The 18,115-nt window shown below is 72.1% G+C and carries 17 protein-coding genes and 1 tRNA gene; 4 read left to right on the top strand and 14 right to left on the bottom strand.

Going from position 1 to position 18,115, the window contains the following annotated elements; translation table 11 throughout:
• Window positions 1–13: 13 nt before the first annotated feature.
• The gene (locus ACFYUV_RS00160) at window positions 14–469 is read right to left on the bottom strand and encodes a hypothetical protein (RefSeq protein WP_387663403.1); all 456 of its coding nucleotides are present in this window, start codon (window positions 467–469) and stop codon (window positions 14–16) included.
• Between the two features lie 46 nt (window positions 470–515).
• On the opposite strand from ACFYUV_RS00160, the gene ACFYUV_RS00155 reads away from it, so the two are divergent.
• Window positions 516–1,487 carry a helix-turn-helix transcriptional regulator gene (locus ACFYUV_RS00155; RefSeq protein WP_387663401.1) on the top strand — a complete coding sequence of 324 codons (972 nt, stop codon included), beginning with the start codon at window positions 516–518 and terminating at the stop codon, window positions 1,485–1,487.
• A 177-nt stretch (window positions 1,488–1,664) separates the two neighbouring features.
• The gene (locus ACFYUV_RS00150; protein ID WP_387663399.1) at window positions 1,665–2,147 is read left to right on the top strand and encodes a hemerythrin domain-containing protein; all 483 of its coding nucleotides are present in this window, start codon (window positions 1,665–1,667) and stop codon (window positions 2,145–2,147) included.
• 44 nt (window positions 2,148–2,191) lie between these two features.
• Here the strand turns inward: ACFYUV_RS00150 and ACFYUV_RS00145 are convergent.
• Window positions 2,192–2,264 (bottom strand) — tRNA-Ala (locus ACFYUV_RS00145).
• A 66-nt stretch (window positions 2,265–2,330) separates the two neighbouring features.
• Window positions 2,331–3,242 (bottom strand): TetR/AcrR family transcriptional regulator C-terminal domain-containing protein, encoded by a 912-nt coding sequence (locus ACFYUV_RS00140; protein ID WP_387663397.1) that lies wholly within the window; start codon window positions 3,240–3,242, stop codon window positions 2,331–2,333.
• Window positions 3,243–3,397: 155 nt separating this feature from the next.
• On the opposite strand from ACFYUV_RS00140, the gene ACFYUV_RS00135 reads away from it, so the two are divergent.
• Entirely contained in the window at window positions 3,398–4,585 is a 1,188-nt protein-coding gene (locus ACFYUV_RS00135) for an FAD-dependent monooxygenase (RefSeq protein ID WP_387663395.1), read from the top strand.
• 9 nt (window positions 4,586–4,594) lie between these two features.
• Here the strand turns inward: ACFYUV_RS00135 and ACFYUV_RS00130 are convergent, their stop codons facing one another.
• The 3 genes from ACFYUV_RS00130 to nadD all read right to left on the bottom strand — a co-directional run bounded on the left by ACFYUV_RS00130 (window position 4,595) and on the right by nadD (window position 6,325).
• Window positions 4,595–5,224, bottom strand: a complete 630-nt coding sequence (locus ACFYUV_RS00130) for a histidine phosphatase family protein (RefSeq protein WP_358283976.1) — start codon at window positions 5,222–5,224, stop codon at window positions 4,595–4,597.
• Complete coding sequence (rsfS, locus tag ACFYUV_RS00125; RefSeq protein ID WP_125639389.1) at window positions 5,221–5,616, bottom strand: ribosome silencing factor; 396 nt, start codon at window positions 5,614–5,616, stop codon at window positions 5,221–5,223. The genes ACFYUV_RS00130 and rsfS overlap by 4 nt, the downstream gene beginning before the upstream one ends.
• Window positions 5,617–5,707: 91 nt before the next feature.
• The gene (nadD, locus tag ACFYUV_RS00120; protein ID WP_387663392.1) at window positions 5,708–6,325 is read right to left on the bottom strand and encodes a nicotinate-nucleotide adenylyltransferase; all 618 of its coding nucleotides are present in this window, start codon (window positions 6,323–6,325) and stop codon (window positions 5,708–5,710) included.
• An 87-nt stretch (window positions 6,326–6,412) separates the two neighbouring features.
• On the opposite strand from nadD, the gene ACFYUV_RS00115 reads away from it, so the two are divergent.
• Window positions 6,413–7,444 carry a M48 family metallopeptidase gene (locus tag ACFYUV_RS00115; RefSeq protein WP_387663390.1) on the top strand — a complete coding sequence of 344 codons (1,032 nt, stop codon included), beginning with the start codon at window positions 6,413–6,415 and terminating at the stop codon, window positions 7,442–7,444.
• Window positions 7,445–7,465: 21 nt separating this feature from the next.
• On the opposite strand, the gene ACFYUV_RS00110 is transcribed toward ACFYUV_RS00115, so the two are convergent.
• From ACFYUV_RS00110 to ACFYUV_RS00075, 8 genes are all read right to left on the bottom strand, one after another.
• Window positions 7,466–9,496 carry a protein kinase gene (locus ACFYUV_RS00110; protein WP_387663388.1) on the bottom strand — a complete coding sequence of 677 codons (2,031 nt, stop codon included), beginning with the start codon at window positions 9,494–9,496 and terminating at the stop codon, window positions 7,466–7,468.
• A gap of 91 nt (window positions 9,497–9,587) precedes the next feature.
• Window positions 9,588–9,764 (bottom strand): hypothetical protein, encoded by a 177-nt coding sequence (locus tag ACFYUV_RS00105; RefSeq protein WP_387663386.1) that lies wholly within the window; start codon window positions 9,762–9,764, stop codon window positions 9,588–9,590.
• 50 nt (window positions 9,765–9,814) lie between these two features.
• Window positions 9,815–11,098 (bottom strand): glutamate-5-semialdehyde dehydrogenase, encoded by a 1,284-nt coding sequence (locus ACFYUV_RS00100; RefSeq protein ID WP_387663384.1) that lies wholly within the window; start codon window positions 11,096–11,098, stop codon window positions 9,815–9,817.
• Window positions 11,099–11,108: 10 nt separating this feature from the next.
• Window positions 11,109–12,230 carry a glutamate 5-kinase gene (gene proB, locus ACFYUV_RS00095; RefSeq protein WP_387663382.1) on the bottom strand — a complete coding sequence of 374 codons (1,122 nt, stop codon included), beginning with the start codon at window positions 12,228–12,230 and terminating at the stop codon, window positions 11,109–11,111.
• A 561-nt stretch (window positions 12,231–12,791) separates the two neighbouring features.
• The gene (obgE, locus tag ACFYUV_RS00090; RefSeq protein WP_387663380.1) at window positions 12,792–14,144 is read right to left on the bottom strand and encodes a GTPase ObgE; all 1,353 of its coding nucleotides are present in this window, start codon (window positions 14,142–14,144) and stop codon (window positions 12,792–12,794) included.
• Between the two features lie 138 nt (window positions 14,145–14,282).
• The gene (rpmA, locus tag ACFYUV_RS00085; protein WP_012893687.1) at window positions 14,283–14,540 is read right to left on the bottom strand and encodes a 50S ribosomal protein L27; all 258 of its coding nucleotides are present in this window, start codon (window positions 14,538–14,540) and stop codon (window positions 14,283–14,285) included.
• Between the two features lie 15 nt (window positions 14,541–14,555).
• The gene (gene rplU / locus ACFYUV_RS00080; RefSeq protein WP_049575732.1) at window positions 14,556–14,858 is read right to left on the bottom strand and encodes a 50S ribosomal protein L21; all 303 of its coding nucleotides are present in this window, start codon (window positions 14,856–14,858) and stop codon (window positions 14,556–14,558) included.
• 208 nt (window positions 14,859–15,066) lie between these two features.
• The gene (locus tag ACFYUV_RS00075; RefSeq protein ID WP_387663378.1) at window positions 15,067–17,823 is read right to left on the bottom strand and encodes an Rne/Rng family ribonuclease; all 2,757 of its coding nucleotides are present in this window, start codon (window positions 17,821–17,823) and stop codon (window positions 15,067–15,069) included.
• Window positions 17,824–18,115 lie beyond the last annotated feature (292 nt).

The following is an 18,115-nucleotide window of genomic DNA, read 5'->3' as shown; positions in this document are numbered from 1 at the left end:
CGAAGCCCTTCGCTCAGGACGCCCGGGTGAAGTCCATCGTCCAGTTGGTCTCCCAGGTCTGGCCGTCGTCCGCCGAGAAGGCCTGCTCCCACCTGGCACGGCGCTCGTCGACGACGGTCCAGACGAACCGGCAGCGCACCGGCCGGCCCTCGTGGGTCTCCTCGCCGTAGAACTCGCCCCGGTTCCCGGTGAACGCGCCCACCATGGGCCGGGTGTCCAGCGTGCCGGTCGCGCTGCTGGCCCAGTAGATCGACCACTGCCGCGTCGCGGGGTTGCGGACGCGCACGGTCATCCCGTGCCGGCCCTTGGTGGGGAAGGCGATCTCGTCGAAGCTGGCCGCGCCGTCGAAGTGCCGGGTCGCGACCGAGCGGCCGGGGAACTCGTCCCATTCGTCGCTGCCGGCCAGCGGCTTGAGGAGCCTGCGGTTCACCACGTCCCAGGTGCCGGCGAGGAAGTCGAAGTCGTCCATGCGGGCGAACGTACGGCCGGGTCACTGACATGTAGTGTCAGTGTCCGTGCGCGCCTCCCGCCTGGTCTCGATCCTGCTGCTGTTGCAGACGCGCGGCCGCATGACGGCCCACGACCTCGCCGAGCGCCTGGAGGTCTCCGTCCGCACCATCTACCGCGACATGGAGTCCCTGCACGCCGCCGGCATCCCGCTCTACGGCGACGCCGGGCCCAACGGCGGCTACCAGCTCCTGGCCGGCTACCGCACCCGCCTCACCGGGCTGACCACCGACGAGGCGGAGTCGTTGTTCCTGGCCGGGCTGCCGGGGCCGGCGGCCGAGCTGGGCCTCGGCGCGGTGGTGACCGCCGCCCAGCTCAAGCTGATGGCCGCGCTGCCTGTCGAGCTGCGCGACCGCGCGGGCCGCATCCAGGAGCGGTTCCATCTCGACGCGCCCTCCTGGTACCGGGACGCCGAGCCGGTCACGTACCTGCCGGCCGTGGCCGACGCCGTGTGGAACGAGCGAGCCGTCCAGGTCACCTACCGGCGGTGGAAGGCGCCGCAGGAGGTGGAACGGCGGCTGGAGCCGTACGGGCTGGTGGTCAAGGCGGGCCGCTGGTACCTGGTGGCGCGCTGCGGCGAGCACGTGCGCACCTACCGCGTCTCCCAGATCCTCGACCTGCACGCCCTCCCCGAGACGTTCGCCAGGCCGGAGGACTTCTCCCTGACGGCGTACTGGCAGGATTACCTGGCCGAGTTCGAGGCCAGGCTGCGGCGCGGCGAGGCGGTGGTGCGGCTGTCGCCGCGCGGCCTGGAACGCCTGCCCGACCTCATGACGCCCGGCGTCGCGGCGGCCGCCCGGGAGACCGCCGAGCCGCCGGACGCCAAGGGCTGGACGCGGGTCACCCTGCCGATCGAGTCGCACGACCACGCGCTCGGCGAGTTCCTGCGGCTCGGGACCGACGTCGAGGTACTGTCCCCGCCCGCGCTGCGCGAGGCCCTGGGCGCGGCGGCGGCGGAGCTGGCCCGGCGCTACGCCTGACCCGAAGGGTTGCCGCGTCTCCTACACCGCCAACGCCTGGAACACGCACGCCGTTCCAGGGCCGGGCCTCTTCGGGGCTCGGCCCGCCGAGTTGATTCGCCGCGAAAAGCATGATCTGATCCCAGATCAGCGTCGCAGTGCACCCGGCCAGGAGACCGCCGCGGGCATGGAGGCGCCGTGACATCGGACACGACCATGAACGACTTCCCCGAGCCGGCCCGCCGTCTGGCGGCCTTCGGCAACCAACTGATCGACGTGCACCTCCGGCTCCGCGAAGAGCTGGCCAGGCTGCGCGACACCGCCGGCCGCGGCGGTTCCCTGCGCGACCTGCGCACCCACTGCCTGACCTTCTGCTCGGCGATCACCACCCACCACACCGGCGAGGACGCCACGGCCTTCCCGGTGCTCGCCGCCGAGTTCCCCGAACTGCGCCCCGTCCTTGAGGAACTGCGCCGGGACCACGAGCAGGTGGCCGTCATCCTGCGCGACCTGGAAACCCTGCTGACCGCCGACGCGCCCGCCACCCGTGACGTGCGCACCGAGCTGGACGGCCTGTCGGCCCTGCTGGAATCGCACTTCGTCTACGAGGAGAAGCGGATCGTCGCCGCCCTCAACGCCCTGCCCGCCACGACGTGGGGCGCTCCGGCGTTCCTGGACTGACGCGCGGCCGAGCCTGACTGCCCGGACCAGGGAAACAATCTGTGTGGAGCTATGGGGATTCGAACCCCAGACCTCCTCCATGCCATGGAGGCGCGCTACCAACTGCGCCATAGCCCCTGGTCACCGCTGCGGGATCACCCGTTGCGGCGCTCCGAGAGCATATAGCCATCCGCGCCCTTTCGCCTAATCGCCCGGCCGCCGGCCCCGCTGCGCCCGTGCCACCAGCACGGCGAGCCCGTCGAGCTGCCCGCGGAGCCCGAACTCGAAGACGGAGTCCAGGTCCAGATCCACCGCGGGATCCGTGACCACCTTCGCCAGAGTCGGGAAGGCGCCGGAGGCGAGCAACTCCGCCATCTCCCCTTCGTGCTCGCTCAGCCAGTCGTCCTCGGTCACCCCGGTCTCGGTACGCGCCTGCAGCTCCGCCTCCAGGGCCACGGCGGCGCCCCGGACGAAGTTCACCAGGGACACGACGGCGTGCAGCATGGTGCCGGCGTCGAGGCCGAGCCCGTCCAGGGCCCGCAGCAGCCGTTCGGTGGACGCCATGCCGTTGGGCACGAGCTGCGGCCGGGTCAGCGAGACCGCCTGCGCCAGCCACGGATGCCGCAGGTGCACCCGCCACAACTGCCGCAGCTCCAGCTCCAGCCGGGCCCGCCAGTCGCGCGGCGGTTGCCCGGCGGGCGGCTCCTCGCCGTAGACCGCGTCGATCATGAGCCGGACCAGCTCGTCCTTGCCCGCGACATGCCGGTACAGGGACATGGCCGAGGCGTCGAGCTCGGCGGCCAGGCGGCGCATCGACACGGCGGCCAGCCCCTCCCGGTCGGCGACCCTGATCGCCTCGCGCACGACGCGCCGCGCGGTGAGGTCCTGCGCCGGTCGCCGCACGGGCCCGGCGACGACGGTCCCGACCCCCGGCACGGCCCGCGTGAGCCCCTCCTCGCGCAACCTGCCGAGGGCCCTGGTCGCGGTGGCCATCGCCACGCCCCACTCGCGGATGATCTGGCGGGTCGAGGGCACCTTGTCCCCCGGCGCCAGCTCTCCGGCGGCGATGCGGTCGCGCAACTCCGCCACGATCCGCAGATACACGGGCCGATCCACGGCCACCCCTTCCGCAGCACTAGTGCACCAGGCTCGGCGCACCCGGCGGCACCTTCTCACCGCACTAGTGCGCCGGGCGACCCTCTTGCCTGCTGGAAAACCCGAACCTACGGTACGCGTACAACGTACATGGCGCACTACCCAGGGAGGCATCCGTGCAGACCGTCCTCATCTCCGGCGGCGGCGTCGCCGGGCCCACGCTCGCCCACTGGCTGGCCCGCCTCGGGTTCCGGCCGACCGTCGTCGAACGCGCCCCCGCCCTGCGCACCGGCGGTCAGGCCGTCGACTTCCGCGGCGCCCCGCAGCTGGAGGTCCTGAAGCGCATGGAAGTGCTGGACGCCATCAGGGCGGCCCAGACCGGCATGGGCGACATCGCCATCGTCGACGGCGACGGCAGACGGCTGGCCAGGCTGCCGTCGGAGGTGTTCAGCGGCGACGTGGAGATCCTGCGCGGCGACCTGACCCGCATCCTGAACGAGGCCGCCCCCGCCGAACGCCTCCTCGGCGACTCGATCACCTCCCTGACCGAGCGTCCCGACGGCGTGCACGTGACCTTCGAACAGGCCGCGCCCCGCACGTTCGACCTGGTCGTCGGCGCGGACGGCATCCGCAGCAAGGTACGCGAGCTGGCCTTCCCGGCCGCTCCCCTGCGCCATCTCGGCTTCTACGGGGCCGTCTTCTCCGTGCCCGGCACGTACGGGCTGGACCACGACGGCCTGATGCACAACGTGCCGGGCCGCTGCGCCACCATCGTCCGGACGAACGGCCGGACCAGGGCGTCGCTCGACTTCGCCACACCCCCGCTCGACGTCGGCCACCGCGACCAGGCGGCGCAGCGGGCCCTGGTGGCGCGGGCGTTCCGGGGAGTGGGCTGGCAGGTCCCGTCCCTGCTGGCGGCCATGGACAGGGCCGAGGACTTCTACTTCTGGCAGGCCGCCCAGGTCGTCCTGCCCCGGTGGTCCTCCGGCCGGGTGGCGCTGGTCGGCGACGCCGGGTACGCCCCCGGCCCCGGCGGCATGGGCACGGGGCTCGGGATGATCGGCGCGTACGTGCTGGCCGTCGAGCTGGCCGCGGCCCCCGGCGACCACAGTGCCGCCTTCGACGCCTACGAGCGGCGGATGAGACCGTACGTCGAGGTGTGTCAGAAGCAGGCCGAGGGGGCCGACAAATACCTCGTGCCGGGCACGCGGGCGCGGATCCGGCTGCGGAACCAGATGATGCGCATGCTGCCGTACCTGCCGGGCAAGGGCATGGTCAAGCGGATGACGGACAAGGCCGCGAGCGCCGTCACGCTGCCGGACCACCCCCGGCAGGGCGCTCGCCGCCCCGCGCAGCCGGCCTGAGCCGGTCGGCTACGCCTCCGCGTCAGGGCGGTCGTCGCTGCTGATGGGCTCGGGCAGGGTGCCCGCGTTGTGTTCGAGCAGCCGCCAGCCCTGACGGCCCTCCTGCAGCACCGACCAGGAGCAGTTGCCCAGCCCGCCCAGCGCCGGCCACAGCTCCTCGGGCAGGCCGAGCAGCTCGCAGATGCCGAGCCGCAGCGCGGCGCCGTGCGAGGCGACGACCAGGAGCCCGTCGTCGTCGAGCTTGGCCGCCCACTTGCGCATGGAGGCGGCCACCCGGGTCGCGACCTCCGAGACGGGCTCGCCGTCGGGGGCCTCCCAGGCGATGTACTCCTCGGGCCAGCGCGCGGCGATCTCGTCGCGCGTCAGCCCCTCCCACTGGCCGCCGCCGCGTTCGCGGAAGTCCTTGTCGACGGTCACGTCGAGCCCCACGAGCCTGCCGAGCGCCAGGGCCGTGTCATGGGCGCGCTGGAGGTCGGAGGAGACGATGAGGGTGGGCCGCAGCGAGGCCAGCAGCGAGGCGGCCCTGGCCGCCTGCGCGACGCCGGTCTCGTCGAGCGGGATGTCGGAGTGGCCCTGGAAGCGGTGCTCCACGTTCCACAGGGTCTGTCCGTGGCGGAGGCAGACGATCCGCCTGCTCAACTGCGGGCCCGCTGCATGTTGGCGAGCATGACGCTCTCCGGCAGGCCGATGGCCGGGCAGTCCTTCCACAGGCGTTCAAGGGCGTAGAACGTGCGGTCTTCCTCATGCTGGACGTGCACGACGATGTCGATGTAGTCGAGCAGCACCCAGCGGCCCTCGCGCTCGCCCTCGCGGCGCACGGGCTTGGCGTCGGCCTCGGTGCGCAGCCGGTCTTCGATCTCGTCGACGATGGCGCGGACCTGGCGGTCGTTCGTGGCGGAGCAGAGCAGGAAGGCGTCGGTGATGACGAGCTGCTCGCTCACGTCGTAGGCGAGGATGTCATCGGCCAGCTTGTCGGCCGCGGCCTCGGCGGCGATCTGGACGAGCTGAACGGATCTGTCGGATGCGGTCACGATGCGGGTCTGTCCTCCTGTGTCGGCAGCATGCCCATATACCGAGGGTACCCTTCCAGGCCGAAACCCCTCACCCACGGCGCGGAGAGCTTCAGCCTTCCCCGTGATACAACCCTCGTTTGTTGATGTACTGCACGATTCCGTCCGGCACCAGATACCAGATCGGCTCCCCCTTGGCCACCCGCTGACGGCACTCCGACGACGAGATGGCCAGCGCGGGGATCTCCAGCAGGGTCACCCTGCCCTCGGGCAGCCCGGGGTCGTGCAACGTGTGCCCGGGACGGGTGCAGCCCACGAAGTGCGCCAGCTCGAACAGCTCGTCGGCGTCCTGCCAGCCCAGGATCGCGCCGAGCGCGTCGGCGCCGGTGATGAAGTACAGGTCCACCTGCGGGCCGTAGACGTTGGAGATGTCCCGCAGCGTGTCGATGGTGAAGGTGGGGCCGGGGCGGTCGATGTCCACCCTGCTCACGGAGAAGCGGGGGTTGGAGGCCGTGGCGATGACCGTCATCAGATAGCGGTCCTCGGGCGCCGACACCTCGCGTCCGGACTTCTGGTACGGCCGCCCGGTCGGCACGAACACGACCTCGTCGAGGTCGAAGTGATGGGCGACCTCGCTTGCTGCGACCAGGTGGCCGTGGTGGATGGGATCGAAGGTCCCGCCCATCACACCCACCCGCCGCTTCCCCTGGATCCCAGGCGCGTTCATCATGAGTCGGACCCTACGCGGACGCGGTACCCGAACATGACGGCACCCCCCTTGGTGATGTCCGCGCATCACATCCGTTGCGGACGTAGCATGCCGGGCATGACGACCACCCCGGACCGCAACCGCGTCCAACTGCCCGGCATCTCGTCCCGAGCCTACGAACACCCCGCAGACCGGTCCGCCCTGGTCGCTCTGCGTAAGTTGAGTGGGTTCGACACGGTTCTCAAGCAGATGTCCGGTCTTGTGAGTGAGCGCCGCCTTCGCCTGATGTACCTGGCGTCGTCCGTGCGCGTCAGCGAGACCCAGTTCCGCTCCCTGTACGACATGGGGCGCGACGCGGCCTACATCCTCGACCTGCACCGCATCCCGGAGATCTACGTCCAGCAGGACCCGCACGTCCAGGCCAAGGCCATCGGCTTCGACGACCCGTTCATCGTCGTCACCACCGGCCTGCTCAACCTCATGGACGAGGAGGAGCAGCGCTTCGTCATCGGCCACGAGACCTCGCACATCCTGTCGGGTCACGCGGTCTACCGGACGATGCTCGACATCCTCACCCGCCTCGCCACGCGCGTCGCCTGGATCCCGCTCGGCTACATCGGGTTGCGCGCGATCGTCGCGGGCCTGGAGGAGTGGTACCGCAAGTCGGAGCTCTCCTCCGACCGCGGCGGCCTGCTGACCGCCCAGAACCCCGAGTCGGCCAAGCGCGCGCTGATGAAGCTCGCCGGCGGCGCCTACACCCACGAGATGAACATCGAGGCGTTCCTGGAGCAGTACCAGGAGTACGACACCGCGGGCGACCTGCGCGACGGCTTCCTCAAGGTGCTCAACCTGCTCGGCACCACCCACCCGTTCGCCGTGGTGCGCGTCGCCGAGCTCGACAAGTGGCAGCGCAGCGGCGAGTACGACCGCATCATCGGCGGCGACTACCCCCGCAGGGAGGACGACGCCAACGCCCGCGTCACCGACGAGATCAAGGCGGCGGCCGAGTCCTACCGCGCCTCCTGGTCCCAGTCGCAGGACCCCTTCATCGGCGTGCTGCGCGACGTGGCCGAAGGGGCGGTGAACGCGGGCGAGCGCATCTTCAACCGCTTCTCGCGCCGCGACGGCGGCCAGGGCTGACCGGCCGGCCGTCCTCGCCGCCTACAGCAGGAGGGCGATCGCGCGCACGGCGGCCGCGCACAGGGCGACGAACCCGCCCAGCACGGCCAGTGCGCGCAGCCCTTCCCTGCGCAACTCCGGCAGCTTGCCGCCGATCCGCTCGATCTCGCGCCCGGTGATACCGCCGCACAACATGCCGAACACCACCGCCGCGACCGTCACGGGCGCCGGCTGCTGCCACCAGTCGGAGTCGATCTGACCGCCACCGGTCACCCAGAGCGCACCGCCCGACGCCACCGCGACGGGCACTCCCGGCCACACCACGGCGGTCGCCGCCGCCCCGGTCAGCGCGAACGGGAACAGCAACACGCGCAGCGCGATCCGCATGCGACGCGCGCTGCGCTTCCTGACCAGCCAATGACTCATCCAGAGCGTCCTGGTCAGCACCACGAACGCCGTCGTGATGGCGATCGAGGCGATCGGCCAGATCACCGACGTCACCACGCACGGCACCGCCAGCACCGCGAGCAGCAGCAGAGCCGTGTTGCCCGCGGGCAGCGTGGTCGGCGCCTCGCCCCTGAGCCTGGTCCGCCGGCCGTCCTGTGACCTGCTCCGCACGGCCGCCGTCGCCCGCGCGCGCGGGCCCGTCTTGGGGTCGGCGCCGGTCCTGGTGCGAGGCGTGGCGGCCTTGCCGTCGGTGTTCGTCCTGCCCCGCGGCGGCGGAACCGCGCCGTCGGCCCTGACCCGGGTCCCGTCGGCGCCGGTCCTGGCCCGCGTGCCGTCCGTGCCGGTGCGGGTGCGCGTCCCCTCCGTGCCGGTCCTGGGGCGGGTGCCCTCCGTGCCGGTCCTGGGGCGGGTGCCCTCCGTGCCGGTCCTGGGGCGGGTGCCCTCCGTGCCGGTCCTGGCGCGGGTGCTCTCCGTTCCCGGCCGGGGGCGGGGGGCGGAGGCCGGTCCGTCCGTGCCCGGCCTGGGGCGCGCGGCCGAGGCCGCGCCGTCGGCCCGGTTCCGCGCGGCGGGCGGTTCCGTCCGGTTGCGCGCCGTGGGCGGTTCCGTCCGGTTCCTGGGTACGGGCGTCTTCCCGTCCCCGCCGGTACGCGTGCGCGGCACGGGCGTCTTCCCGTCGGTGCCCGTACGGCCGCGCGGCACGGGCGTCTTGCCCTCCGTGCCGGCCCGGCCGCGGGGCGCGGGCACCTCGGCCGTCGTGCCGTTCGCCCGGCTTCGTGCGCTCTCGCCCCTGGACGCCTCCTCGGCGGCCGCGGGCGCGTCGCCGTCGGGCCCGTTGGTGGCCTTGGCCAGCCGGGAGAGCCGGTCGGCCAGCAACGCCGCGGTGGGGCGCTTGCCGGGCTCCCGGTTGAGCGCCGCCCGCACCAGCGGCAGCAGCGCCACCGGCACGCCTTTGAGGTCGGCCTGCCCGTTCAGCACCGCGTACATCTGCGCCTCGGCCGTGCCGCGCCCGAACGTGGGCCGCCCGGTCGCCGCGAACGCCACCGTCGCGGCCCAGGCGTGCACGTCGGCGGGCGAGTCGACCTGTTCGTCGGCGAAGATCTCCGGCGCGGTGTAGCCCGGCGTGCCGAGGAACGTGCCCGTCATGGTGAGCCGGGTCGCGTCGAGCACCTGCGCGATGCCGAAGTCGATGAGGACCGGCCCCTCGGTGCCCATGATGATGTTGCCCGGCTTCAGGTCTCGGTGCACGACCCCGGCCGCGTGGATGATGGCCAGCGCCGCGGCGATGCCCTGCGCCATGTGCACGAGCTGGCCCAGGTCGAGCGGCCCGCTCTGGCGTACGCGCTCCAGCAGCGTGACGCCCTCGATGTGCTCCATGACCAGGTAGGGCCGGGCACAGCTCAGGTCGGCGTCGAGCACCTTGGCCACGTAGGGGCTCTCGACCCTGCGCAGCGCGCGCACCTCGCGCTCCAGCCTGACCCGGGACATCTCGTCCTCGGCCAGGTCGTGGAGGACCTTGAGTGCGACCTGCTCGCCACGGCGGGTGGTGGCGAGGTAGACCTCGCCCATGCCGCCTCGGCCGAGCCGCTCGACCAGGCTGTACGGCCCGACCTTGCCGAGCTTGCTCACCGTCCCTCCCCGCCCGGCGCGCCCATAAGGGACACAACCCTAGCGCTGGGACGACAGTTGACGCCCGCGGCGCGCCGGAGCCGTTGAACCTTTATCGGGGTGAACGGTCGGAGAGCATGCTGTCGAGCTCGGCCGTGGGTTCCTCGGCCAGGGGCCTGCGGCCCTTCCTGCGCCAGTTGACGTGACCGCGGCTCTCCAGCCAGAGCAGCAGACGGTCGGCGCCGAACAGCACCGCGGCCGAGAAGACAAGGGCGACGACAATTTCCATGACACCCAGTCAACCGAGGCCGCGGGCCGCCGGTCAGCCCGACACGCCGACTAACCGCAAGCCGGTCCGGGCACCACAGTGCCTTCTGACGTGCGCAGATGCCCTTCTCCCGTGTAGATCCACTTGGTGGAGGTCAGCTCCGGCAGGCCCATCGGGCCACGCGCGTGCAGCTTCTGCGTGGAGATGCCGATCTCCGCGCCGAACCCGAACTCGCCGCCGTCGGTGAACCTGGTCGAGGCGTTCACCGCCACGGCCGCGGAGTCCACGAGCGAGACGAAGCGGCGGGCGGCCGGCTGCGACCGGGTGACGATCGCGTCGGTGTGCCCGGAGCCGTAGCGCCGGATGTGGGCCACGGCCTCCTCCAGCGAGCCGACGACGGCGGCGGCGATGTCGAGCGACAGGTATTCGGTGGCGAAGTCGTCGTCGGTGACCGGCACGACCTCGCCGTAACCGGCGATGCGCTCGTCGCCGTGGACGGTCACCCCCGCCTCGGCCAGCGCCCGCAGCGCCCTCGGCACGAACGCGTCGGCGACCCCCTCGTGGACGAGGAACGTCTCGGCCGCGTTGCACACCGACGGACGCTGCGCCTTGGAGTTGACCAGGATCTGCACGGCCAGGTCGAGATCGGCCTCCGCGTCGACGTAGACGTGGCAGTTGCCGACGCCGGTCTCGATCACCGGGACCGTGGAATCCTCGACCACCGAGTTGATCAGCGCCGCCCCGCCGCGCGGGATCAGCACGTCGACCAGCCCGCGGGCGCGCATCAGCTCCTTGACCGACTCCCGCGTCGTACCGGGCACCAGCTGCACCGCCCCGGCGGGCACCTGCGTGCCCGCGAGCGCCTCCTGCATGATCCGCACCAGCGCCGTGTTGGACGAGTAGGCGCTCGACGAGCCTCTGAGCAGCACCGCGTTGCCGCTCTTGAGGCAGAGCGCGGCGGCGTCGACCGTGACGTTGGGACGCCCCTCGTAGATGATGCCGATCACGCCCAGCGGCACCCTGAGCTGCCGCAGCTCCAGCCCGTTGGGCAGCGTGCTGCCCCGGACGACCTCGCCGACCGGGTCGGGCAGGTCGGCCACCTCCCGCACGGCCTCGGCGATGGCCTCGATCCTGGCCTCGTCGAGCCGCAACCGATCGATCATCGCCTCGGACGTGCCCTGGGCCCGCGCCCGCTCGACGTCTTCGGCGTTGGCCTCGACGATCTCGGCCGCGTGCGCGACCAGGGCGTCGGCGATCACCCGCAACGCCCGGTCCTTGGGCGCCCGCGGCAGCGGGGCCAGCTCGGCGGCGGCCTCTCGTGCCGCGCGGGCGACCTTCAGGAACTCCTCGGACATCGCGTGCTCCTCACTGGTGACGGGTTTCCAGTATGACGATGTCGTCACGGTGGATCAGCTCGCGTTCATATTCCGGACCGAGCGCGCTGGCCAGCTCCTTCGTGGAGCGGCCGAGCAGCCCCGGGATCTCCACCGCGTCGAAGTTGACCAGGCCGCGCGCCACCACGCCGCCCTGCGGCCCGCACAGGTCGACCGGGTCGCCCGCGGCGAACTCACCCTCCACGGACGTCACGCCGGCGGGCAGCAGCGACTTGCGCCGGCCCACGATCGCCTCGACCGCCCCCTGGTCGAGGTGCAGCCGGCCGCGCCCGGTGGTGGCGTGGGCGAGCCACAGGAGCCGCGTGCCGGGGTGGCGGCCGCCGGGGTGGAAGTAGGTGCCGATGTCGGCGCCGGTGAGCGCCTGGGCGGCGTGGGCGGCGGCGGTGAGCACGACCGGCACGCCCGCGCCCGTGGCGATCCTGGCCGCCTGGACCTTGGTCACCATGCCGCCGGTGCCGACCGCCGCGCCGTTCCTGCCCAGCTCGACGCCGACCAGGTCCTCGGGGCCGCGCACCTCGGCCAGCCGGCGCGAGCCGGGCCGGCTCGGCGGGCCGTCGTAGAGGGCGTCGACGTCGGACAGCAGCACCAGCGCGTCGGCGTGGATCAGATGGGAGACCAGCGCGGCGAGCCGGTCGTTGTCGCCGAACCTGATCTCGTCGGTCGCGACCGTGTCGTTCTCGTTGACGATCGGCACGATGCCCAGCTCCAGCAACCGGGCCAGGGTGCGCTGGGCGTTGGCGTGGTGGGCGCGGCGCATCATGTCGTCGGCGGTCAGCAGCACCTGGCCGACGCGCAGGCCGTAGCGGGCGAAGGAGGAGGTGTAGCGCGCGACCAGCACCCCCTGGCCGACGGAGGCCGCCGCCTGCTGGGTGGCCAGGTCGCGTGGCCGCGCCGACAACCCCAGCGGGCCGAGACCCGCCGCGATCGCTCCCGACGACACCAGCACGATCTGCGCCCCGGCACGCCGCCGCGCCGCCAGGACGTCGACCAGGGCGTCGACCCGGTCCACGTCGATCATGCCCTGGGGGGTGGTGAGCGAGGAGGAGCCGACCTTGACGACGACCCTCGACGCTGAGCTGATCTGTTCCCGCACGCCTGACAGCCTATCCGCGCCCCACCCCCACCCCCGTCCCGCTTTCACCCCCCGCAGAACCGCAACCGCCGCACGCCACACCGGCGGCCCCCCGTACGCCCCCCGCCCCCCGGGGGCCCGTCACCCCCGAAAGACCTCAGCGCCCCCCGCTGGACCACCGCCTCCAGCCACTTGGCCCCGTGGACTCACAGCGGTCCCCCCGCACGGCCACCGCCGCCAGACCCGCCCGCACAGAAGGGCGGCGATCCACCCACGACCACCACCCCCGGCCGCTTCACCCCCGTGGAACCCGCAGCGATCCCGCCACGAGAACCACCGACAGGCACGTTCGCGACACACCCGCCGCCTGGAGTCACCCATACAAGGGCCCCAGCCGACGGTCACCCCAAACGACGGCCACCCGCCGGCGACCACACCACACGGCATCACCAGCCGACGGCCACACCGTACGACGGTCACCTCAAACAGCGGTCACCAGCCGGCGACCACCCCATACGGTTACCAGCCGGCGGCCACGCCAGGCGGCAGTCACGCCAAGACGACCGTCACCCCCGGCAGCGGTCAGACCAGGCGGTTGTCCGAGCCGCGCGGCCCCTGCCGCACCGACTCGGCGCTGAGCGTCGGCTGCCAGTCGAAGACGTATCCGCCCTCCATCGGCCCGATGACCACCTCGGCCCCCGCCTTGGCGCCCGCCTTGACCAGCTCATCCTCCACGCCGAGCCGTTCGAGCCGGTCGGCCAGGTACCCGACGGCCTCGTCGTTGCTGAAGTCGGTCTGCCGGATCCACCGCTCGGGCTTCTCCCCGGTGACCTGGAACATGTTCTCGTTGACCCGCCGCACCTTGAACCCGGCCTCGCCGAGCTGCTTGGGCCTGATCACCAGTCGGGTCGGCTCCTCGACCGGCTTGTTGGCCCTGGCCGCCGCCACCCACTCGCCCATCGCGTACGTGAGCTCCCGCAACCCGTCGTGCGTGGCCGCCGAGATGACGAAGACCTGCAGCCCCCGCTCCTCGAACTCGGCCCTGACCAGGTCGGCCAGCTCCCGCGCGTCGGGCACGTCGGCCTTGTTCAGCACGATCATCCGCGGCCGGTCCTCAAGCTTCCCGTACGCCCGCAGCTCGGCCTCGATCACCTCGTAGTCGGTGACGGGGTCGCGCCCCGGCTCCATGGTCGCGCAGTCGATGACGTGCACGAGCATGTCGCAGCGCTCGACATGGCGCAGGAACTCGTGCCCGAGCCCCTTGCCCTGCGAGGCCCCCGGGATCAGCCCGGGCACGTCGGCGACCGTGAACACGTTCTCGCCGGCCGTCACGACCCCCAGGTTGGGGATGAGCGTGGTGAACGGATAGTCCGCGATCTTCGGCTTGGCCGCGCTCAGCGCCGCGATCAGCGACGACTTGCCCGCGCTGGGGAACCCGACCAGCGCCACGTCGGCGACGCTCTTGAGCTCCAGCATGACGTCGAGCCCGTCGCCGGGCTCGCCCAGCAGCGCGAACCCGGGCGCCTTCCGCCGGGACGTGGCCAGCGCGGCGTTCCCGAGCCCGCCGTGACCGCCCTGCGCGATCACGTACCGGGTGCCGGCCCCCACGAGGTCCACCAGCACCTCACCGGTGTTGGCGTCCTTCACCACGGTCCCGTTCGGGACGGCGAGGATCACGTCGTCGCCGTTGGCGCCGTCGCGGTTGGAGCCCTGCCCCTGCTTGCCGTTGTCGGCCTTGCGATGGGGACGGCGGTGGTAGTCCAGCAAGGTCGCGGTGTTGGGATCGACCTCAAGGATCACGTCGCCGCCACGGCCGCCGTTCCCCCCGTCGGGGCCGCCGAGCGGCTTGAACTTCTCCCGGTGGATGGAGGCGCACCCGTTCCCTCCGTCACCGGCCTTGACGTGCAGGACCACCTGGTCCACGAAGTCCGGCATCCAGCTCTCCTCCATCAAGCCCACCAGGGCAATACAAGATCAATCACAACATGGCGCCCCCGCAGGGCCCCCAGAAAACGCCTAAGGGGTGGATCGACAGGCGATCCACCCCTTGAAGCAACACCGAAGCGAAGCTGATTACTCCGCGACGGGAACGATGCTGACGGCGCGACGACCGCGCTTGACGCCGAACTGCACGTGGCCGGCGGCCAGCGCGAACAGCGTGTCATCGCCACCACGGCCGACGTTGTCGCCGGGGTGGAAGTGGGTGCCGCGCTGACGAACGATGATCTCGCCCGCGTTCACCAGCTGGCCGCCGAAGCGCTTGACGCCCAGGCGCTGAGCGTTGGAGTCACGGCCGTTCCGGGTGGACGACGCGCCCTTCTTGTGTGCCATCTCTCAAACTCCCGATCAGGCCTGGTCGATACCGGTGATCTTCACCTGGGTGTACCGCTGACGGTGACCCTGGCGCTTCTTGTAACCGGTCTTGTTCTTGTACTTGAGAATGCGGATCTTCGGGCCCTTGGTCTCGCCGAGGATCTCGGCGCTGACCGTGAACTTGCCCGCCTCGGTGGTCACATCGCCGTCGTTGACGACGAGCACCGTCGGCAGCGAAACCGAAGAGCCGACCTCGCCGGCGACCTTGTCCACCTCGAGGACGTCACCGACGGAGACCTTCTGCTGCCTGCCGCCGCAACGAACGATCGCGTACACCGCGGAACCCTTCTACTGACTCGCTGTTGACCTCAGCCGCCCCGCATCGAGGCGGCCGCCGAATGCTGCGCCTATCATTCGGCCTGTCTCAAACCGACGAACCGAGTAAGCGCGCCAACAGGGCACGTCACCTGACGCACCGATTCACCAGGGTACCGCTTAACGGTGCCCTAGGCGAACCGGACGGATCGTCGGAAGCCTGCCGAGGCTACTCGGCGGACTTGGCTCGGCGGGAGCGTCGCCGCCCTCTGCCGGAAGTCTGGCTGGCCTGGTCGTCCTCAGCCGGGACGTCATCAAGCGCACCGGTCACGGTATCACGGCTGGCGGAGTCCTTGGCCGCGGAAACCTTGTCCGAGACCGCCTTCTCGATCGCCATCTTGCCCTGCGTGCCGCGCGGCTCCGGCTTGGTCTCGACCGGCTCGGTCGAGACGATCAGCCCGCGCCCGTTGCAGCACTCACAGGCCGTCGAGAACGCCTCCAGCAGCCCCTGACCGACCCGCTTACGCGTCATCTGCACCAGGCCCAGGGAGGTCACCTCGGCGACCTGGTGCTTGGTCCTGTCGCGCGCCAGGCACTCCAGCAGCCGCCGCAGCACCAGGTCGCGGTTGGACTCCAGCACCATGTCGATGAAGTCGATCACGATGATGCCGCCGATGTCCCGCAGCCGCAGCTGGCGCACGATCTCCTCGGCCGCCTCCAGGTTGTTCCTGGTGACGGTCTCCTCGAGGTTGCCGCCCTGGCCGGTGAACTTGCCGGTGTTGACGTCGACGACGGTCATCGCCTCGGTACGGTCGATCACCAGCGAGCCGCCGCTCGGCAGCCACACCTTGCGCTCCAGCGCCTTGCCCAGCTGCTCGTCGATCCGGTACGACTCGAACACGTCGCCCTGCCCGGTGTCCCAGCGCGACAGGCGCTCGCCCAGGTGCGGCGCGACGTACTTGACGTAGTCGTCGACGGTGTCCCAGGCGTCGTCGCCCTGCACGACCAGCGAGGTGAAGTCCTCGTTGAACACGTCGCGCACGACCCGGATGGTCAGGTCGGGCTCGGCCGACAGCAGCTCGGGCGGGCTGGCCGACTTGGCCTTCTTCTGGATGTTCTCCCACTGGGCCGACAGCCGGGCCACGTCGCGGGCCAGCTCGTCCTCGGAGGCGCCCTCGGCCGCGGTGCGGACGATCACACCGGCGTTCTCCGGCATGACCTTCTTCAGGATGCTCTTGAGCCGGGTGCGTTCCTTGTCGGGCAGCTTGCGGCTGATGCCGGTCATCGACCCGTCCGGCACGTACACCAGGTAGCGGCCGGGCAGGCTGATCTGCGAGGTGAGCCGGGCGCCCTTGTGGCCGATCGGGTCCTTGGTGACCTGCACCAGCACCGACTGGCCGGACTTCAGCGCCGCCTCGATGCGCTTGGGCTGGCCCTCCAGCCCGGCTGTGTCGAAGTTCACCTCACCGGCGTACAGGACGGCGTTGCGCCCCTTGCCGATGTCCACGAACGCGGCCTCCATCGACGGCAGCACGTTCTGGACCTTGCCCAGGTAGACGTTGCCGACGTAGGACTGGCTGGCCTCGCGGTTGACGTAGTGCTCGACGAGCACGCCGTCCTCCAGGACCGCGATCTGCGTACGGTCGCCCTGACGCCGCACCACCATCATCCGGTCGACGGACTCACGGCGGGCCAGGAACTCCGACTCCGTGATGATCGGCGGACGCCTGCGGCCGAGCTCGCGCCCCTCGCGGCGACGCTGCTTCTTGGCCTCCAGGCGGGTCGAGCCGCGCACGCTCTGCACGCCGTCGGTGGCGGTCTCCAGGGAGGCGGCACGGCCGGAGCGCGGCGCGCGGATGCGCACCACCGTGTTCGGCGGGTCGTCGCTGGAGGGCTCCAGGGTCTCCTCGGTGCCGCGACGACGACGACGGCGACGGCGACGCGAGCCGGCGGCCTCTTCCTCCTGGGCCTCCTCGCCCTGGTCCTCGCCTTCCTCCTCGTCGCCTTCCTCGCCGTCCTCGGCCTCGTCACGCTCGCGCGACTTGCCGCGGCCCCGACCGCCGCGACGGCGCCGGCGACGACGGCCGCCGCCCTCCTCCTCCTGCTCGTCGGAGGTGTCGAGGTCGCCCTCGTCCTCGGCGACGGTCTCGTCGACCAGCTCCTCGATCTCCTCGATCTCCGGCTCCGGCTCGGGCCGCCGGATCACGGCGGGCTTGCCCTGGCTGGGGTCGGGGGCCTGGAACAGCGGCGCGAAGATGGCCGCGGGACGCTGGAACGCCGTGCCCGGCTCGTCGTGCCTGCGCGCGCTCAGCCCGAAGGGGTCGGCGAGCAGGCTCGGCCGGTCGACGTCCTCGTCGAGGTCCTCCCCGGCGGGCTCGTCGTCGAGCGGCTCGTCCTCGGGCAGGATCTCCAGGATGTCCTCGTCGGCCGCCTCGGCGGCCTCGGGCACGGTGACGGCCACCTCGACGTCGGAGGGCGTCGCGACGACCTCGACGTCGGCGCCCGCCGGCGCCTCCACGACGACCTCTTCGGCCTTCTTCCGCGTACGCCGCCGCTTCGGTGCCTCGGCCTCCTCCTCCGGGAGCGCTCCCGCGTCCTCCGGCTCGGCCTTCTTGGTCGTACGGCGGCGCGTCGTGGTCGCGGTGGACCGCGTGCGCGTGGCCCTCTTGGGCTTCTCCTCGGGAACGTCGGCGGCTTCCACCACGGCCTCGGCCATGGCGGCCTCGACCACACTGGCCACCTCGTCGGCCTCGGCCGGGCCACCCGCGTACGCGGGGCTCTCGCCCTCCGGCGCGCCCGGACTCTGCACCACGGGCGCCACGACCGGCTCGGCCGCGCCGGCCACCTGCCCGGCGGCCTCCCGCCGCTCGACGACCGGCGCCACGACGGGCTCCACGGCGGGTTCTGCCGACGTGCCGGCCTGCGAGGCGGCAGGGCTCTCGGCCTGCTGCGGCGCCGGCCCCTCGGGCACGACGGCCCCGGCCACGGCACCTTCAGAAACACCGGCCCGGGCAGCGGCGCCACCAGGCGCGCCGACGCCAGTCACGGCACCTTCAGGCGCGCCGGCACCGGCCGCGGCACCACCAGGCGCGCCGGCACCGGCCGCGGCACCACCAGGCGCACCGCCCACAGTGGAGGCAGCCTGCGGCGCACCGGCTCCAGCCACGGCGCTCTCGGGCGCGCCGGCCTGTGCCTGAACGCCCGCCGGGCCGCCCTCGGCGGCTCCGGCCGGGCCTGCCGGCGTTTCGGGCGCCGCCGCGCGGGCCCGGGTTCTCCGG

The sequence above is a fragment of the Nonomuraea sp. NPDC003560 genome (assembly GCF_042878785.1).
GTDB lineage: Bacteria > Actinomycetota > Actinomycetes > Streptosporangiales > Streptosporangiaceae > Nonomuraea.
Note: the sequence above shows the minus strand (reverse complement) of the source record. Positions and strands in the feature narration are given on the sequence as shown.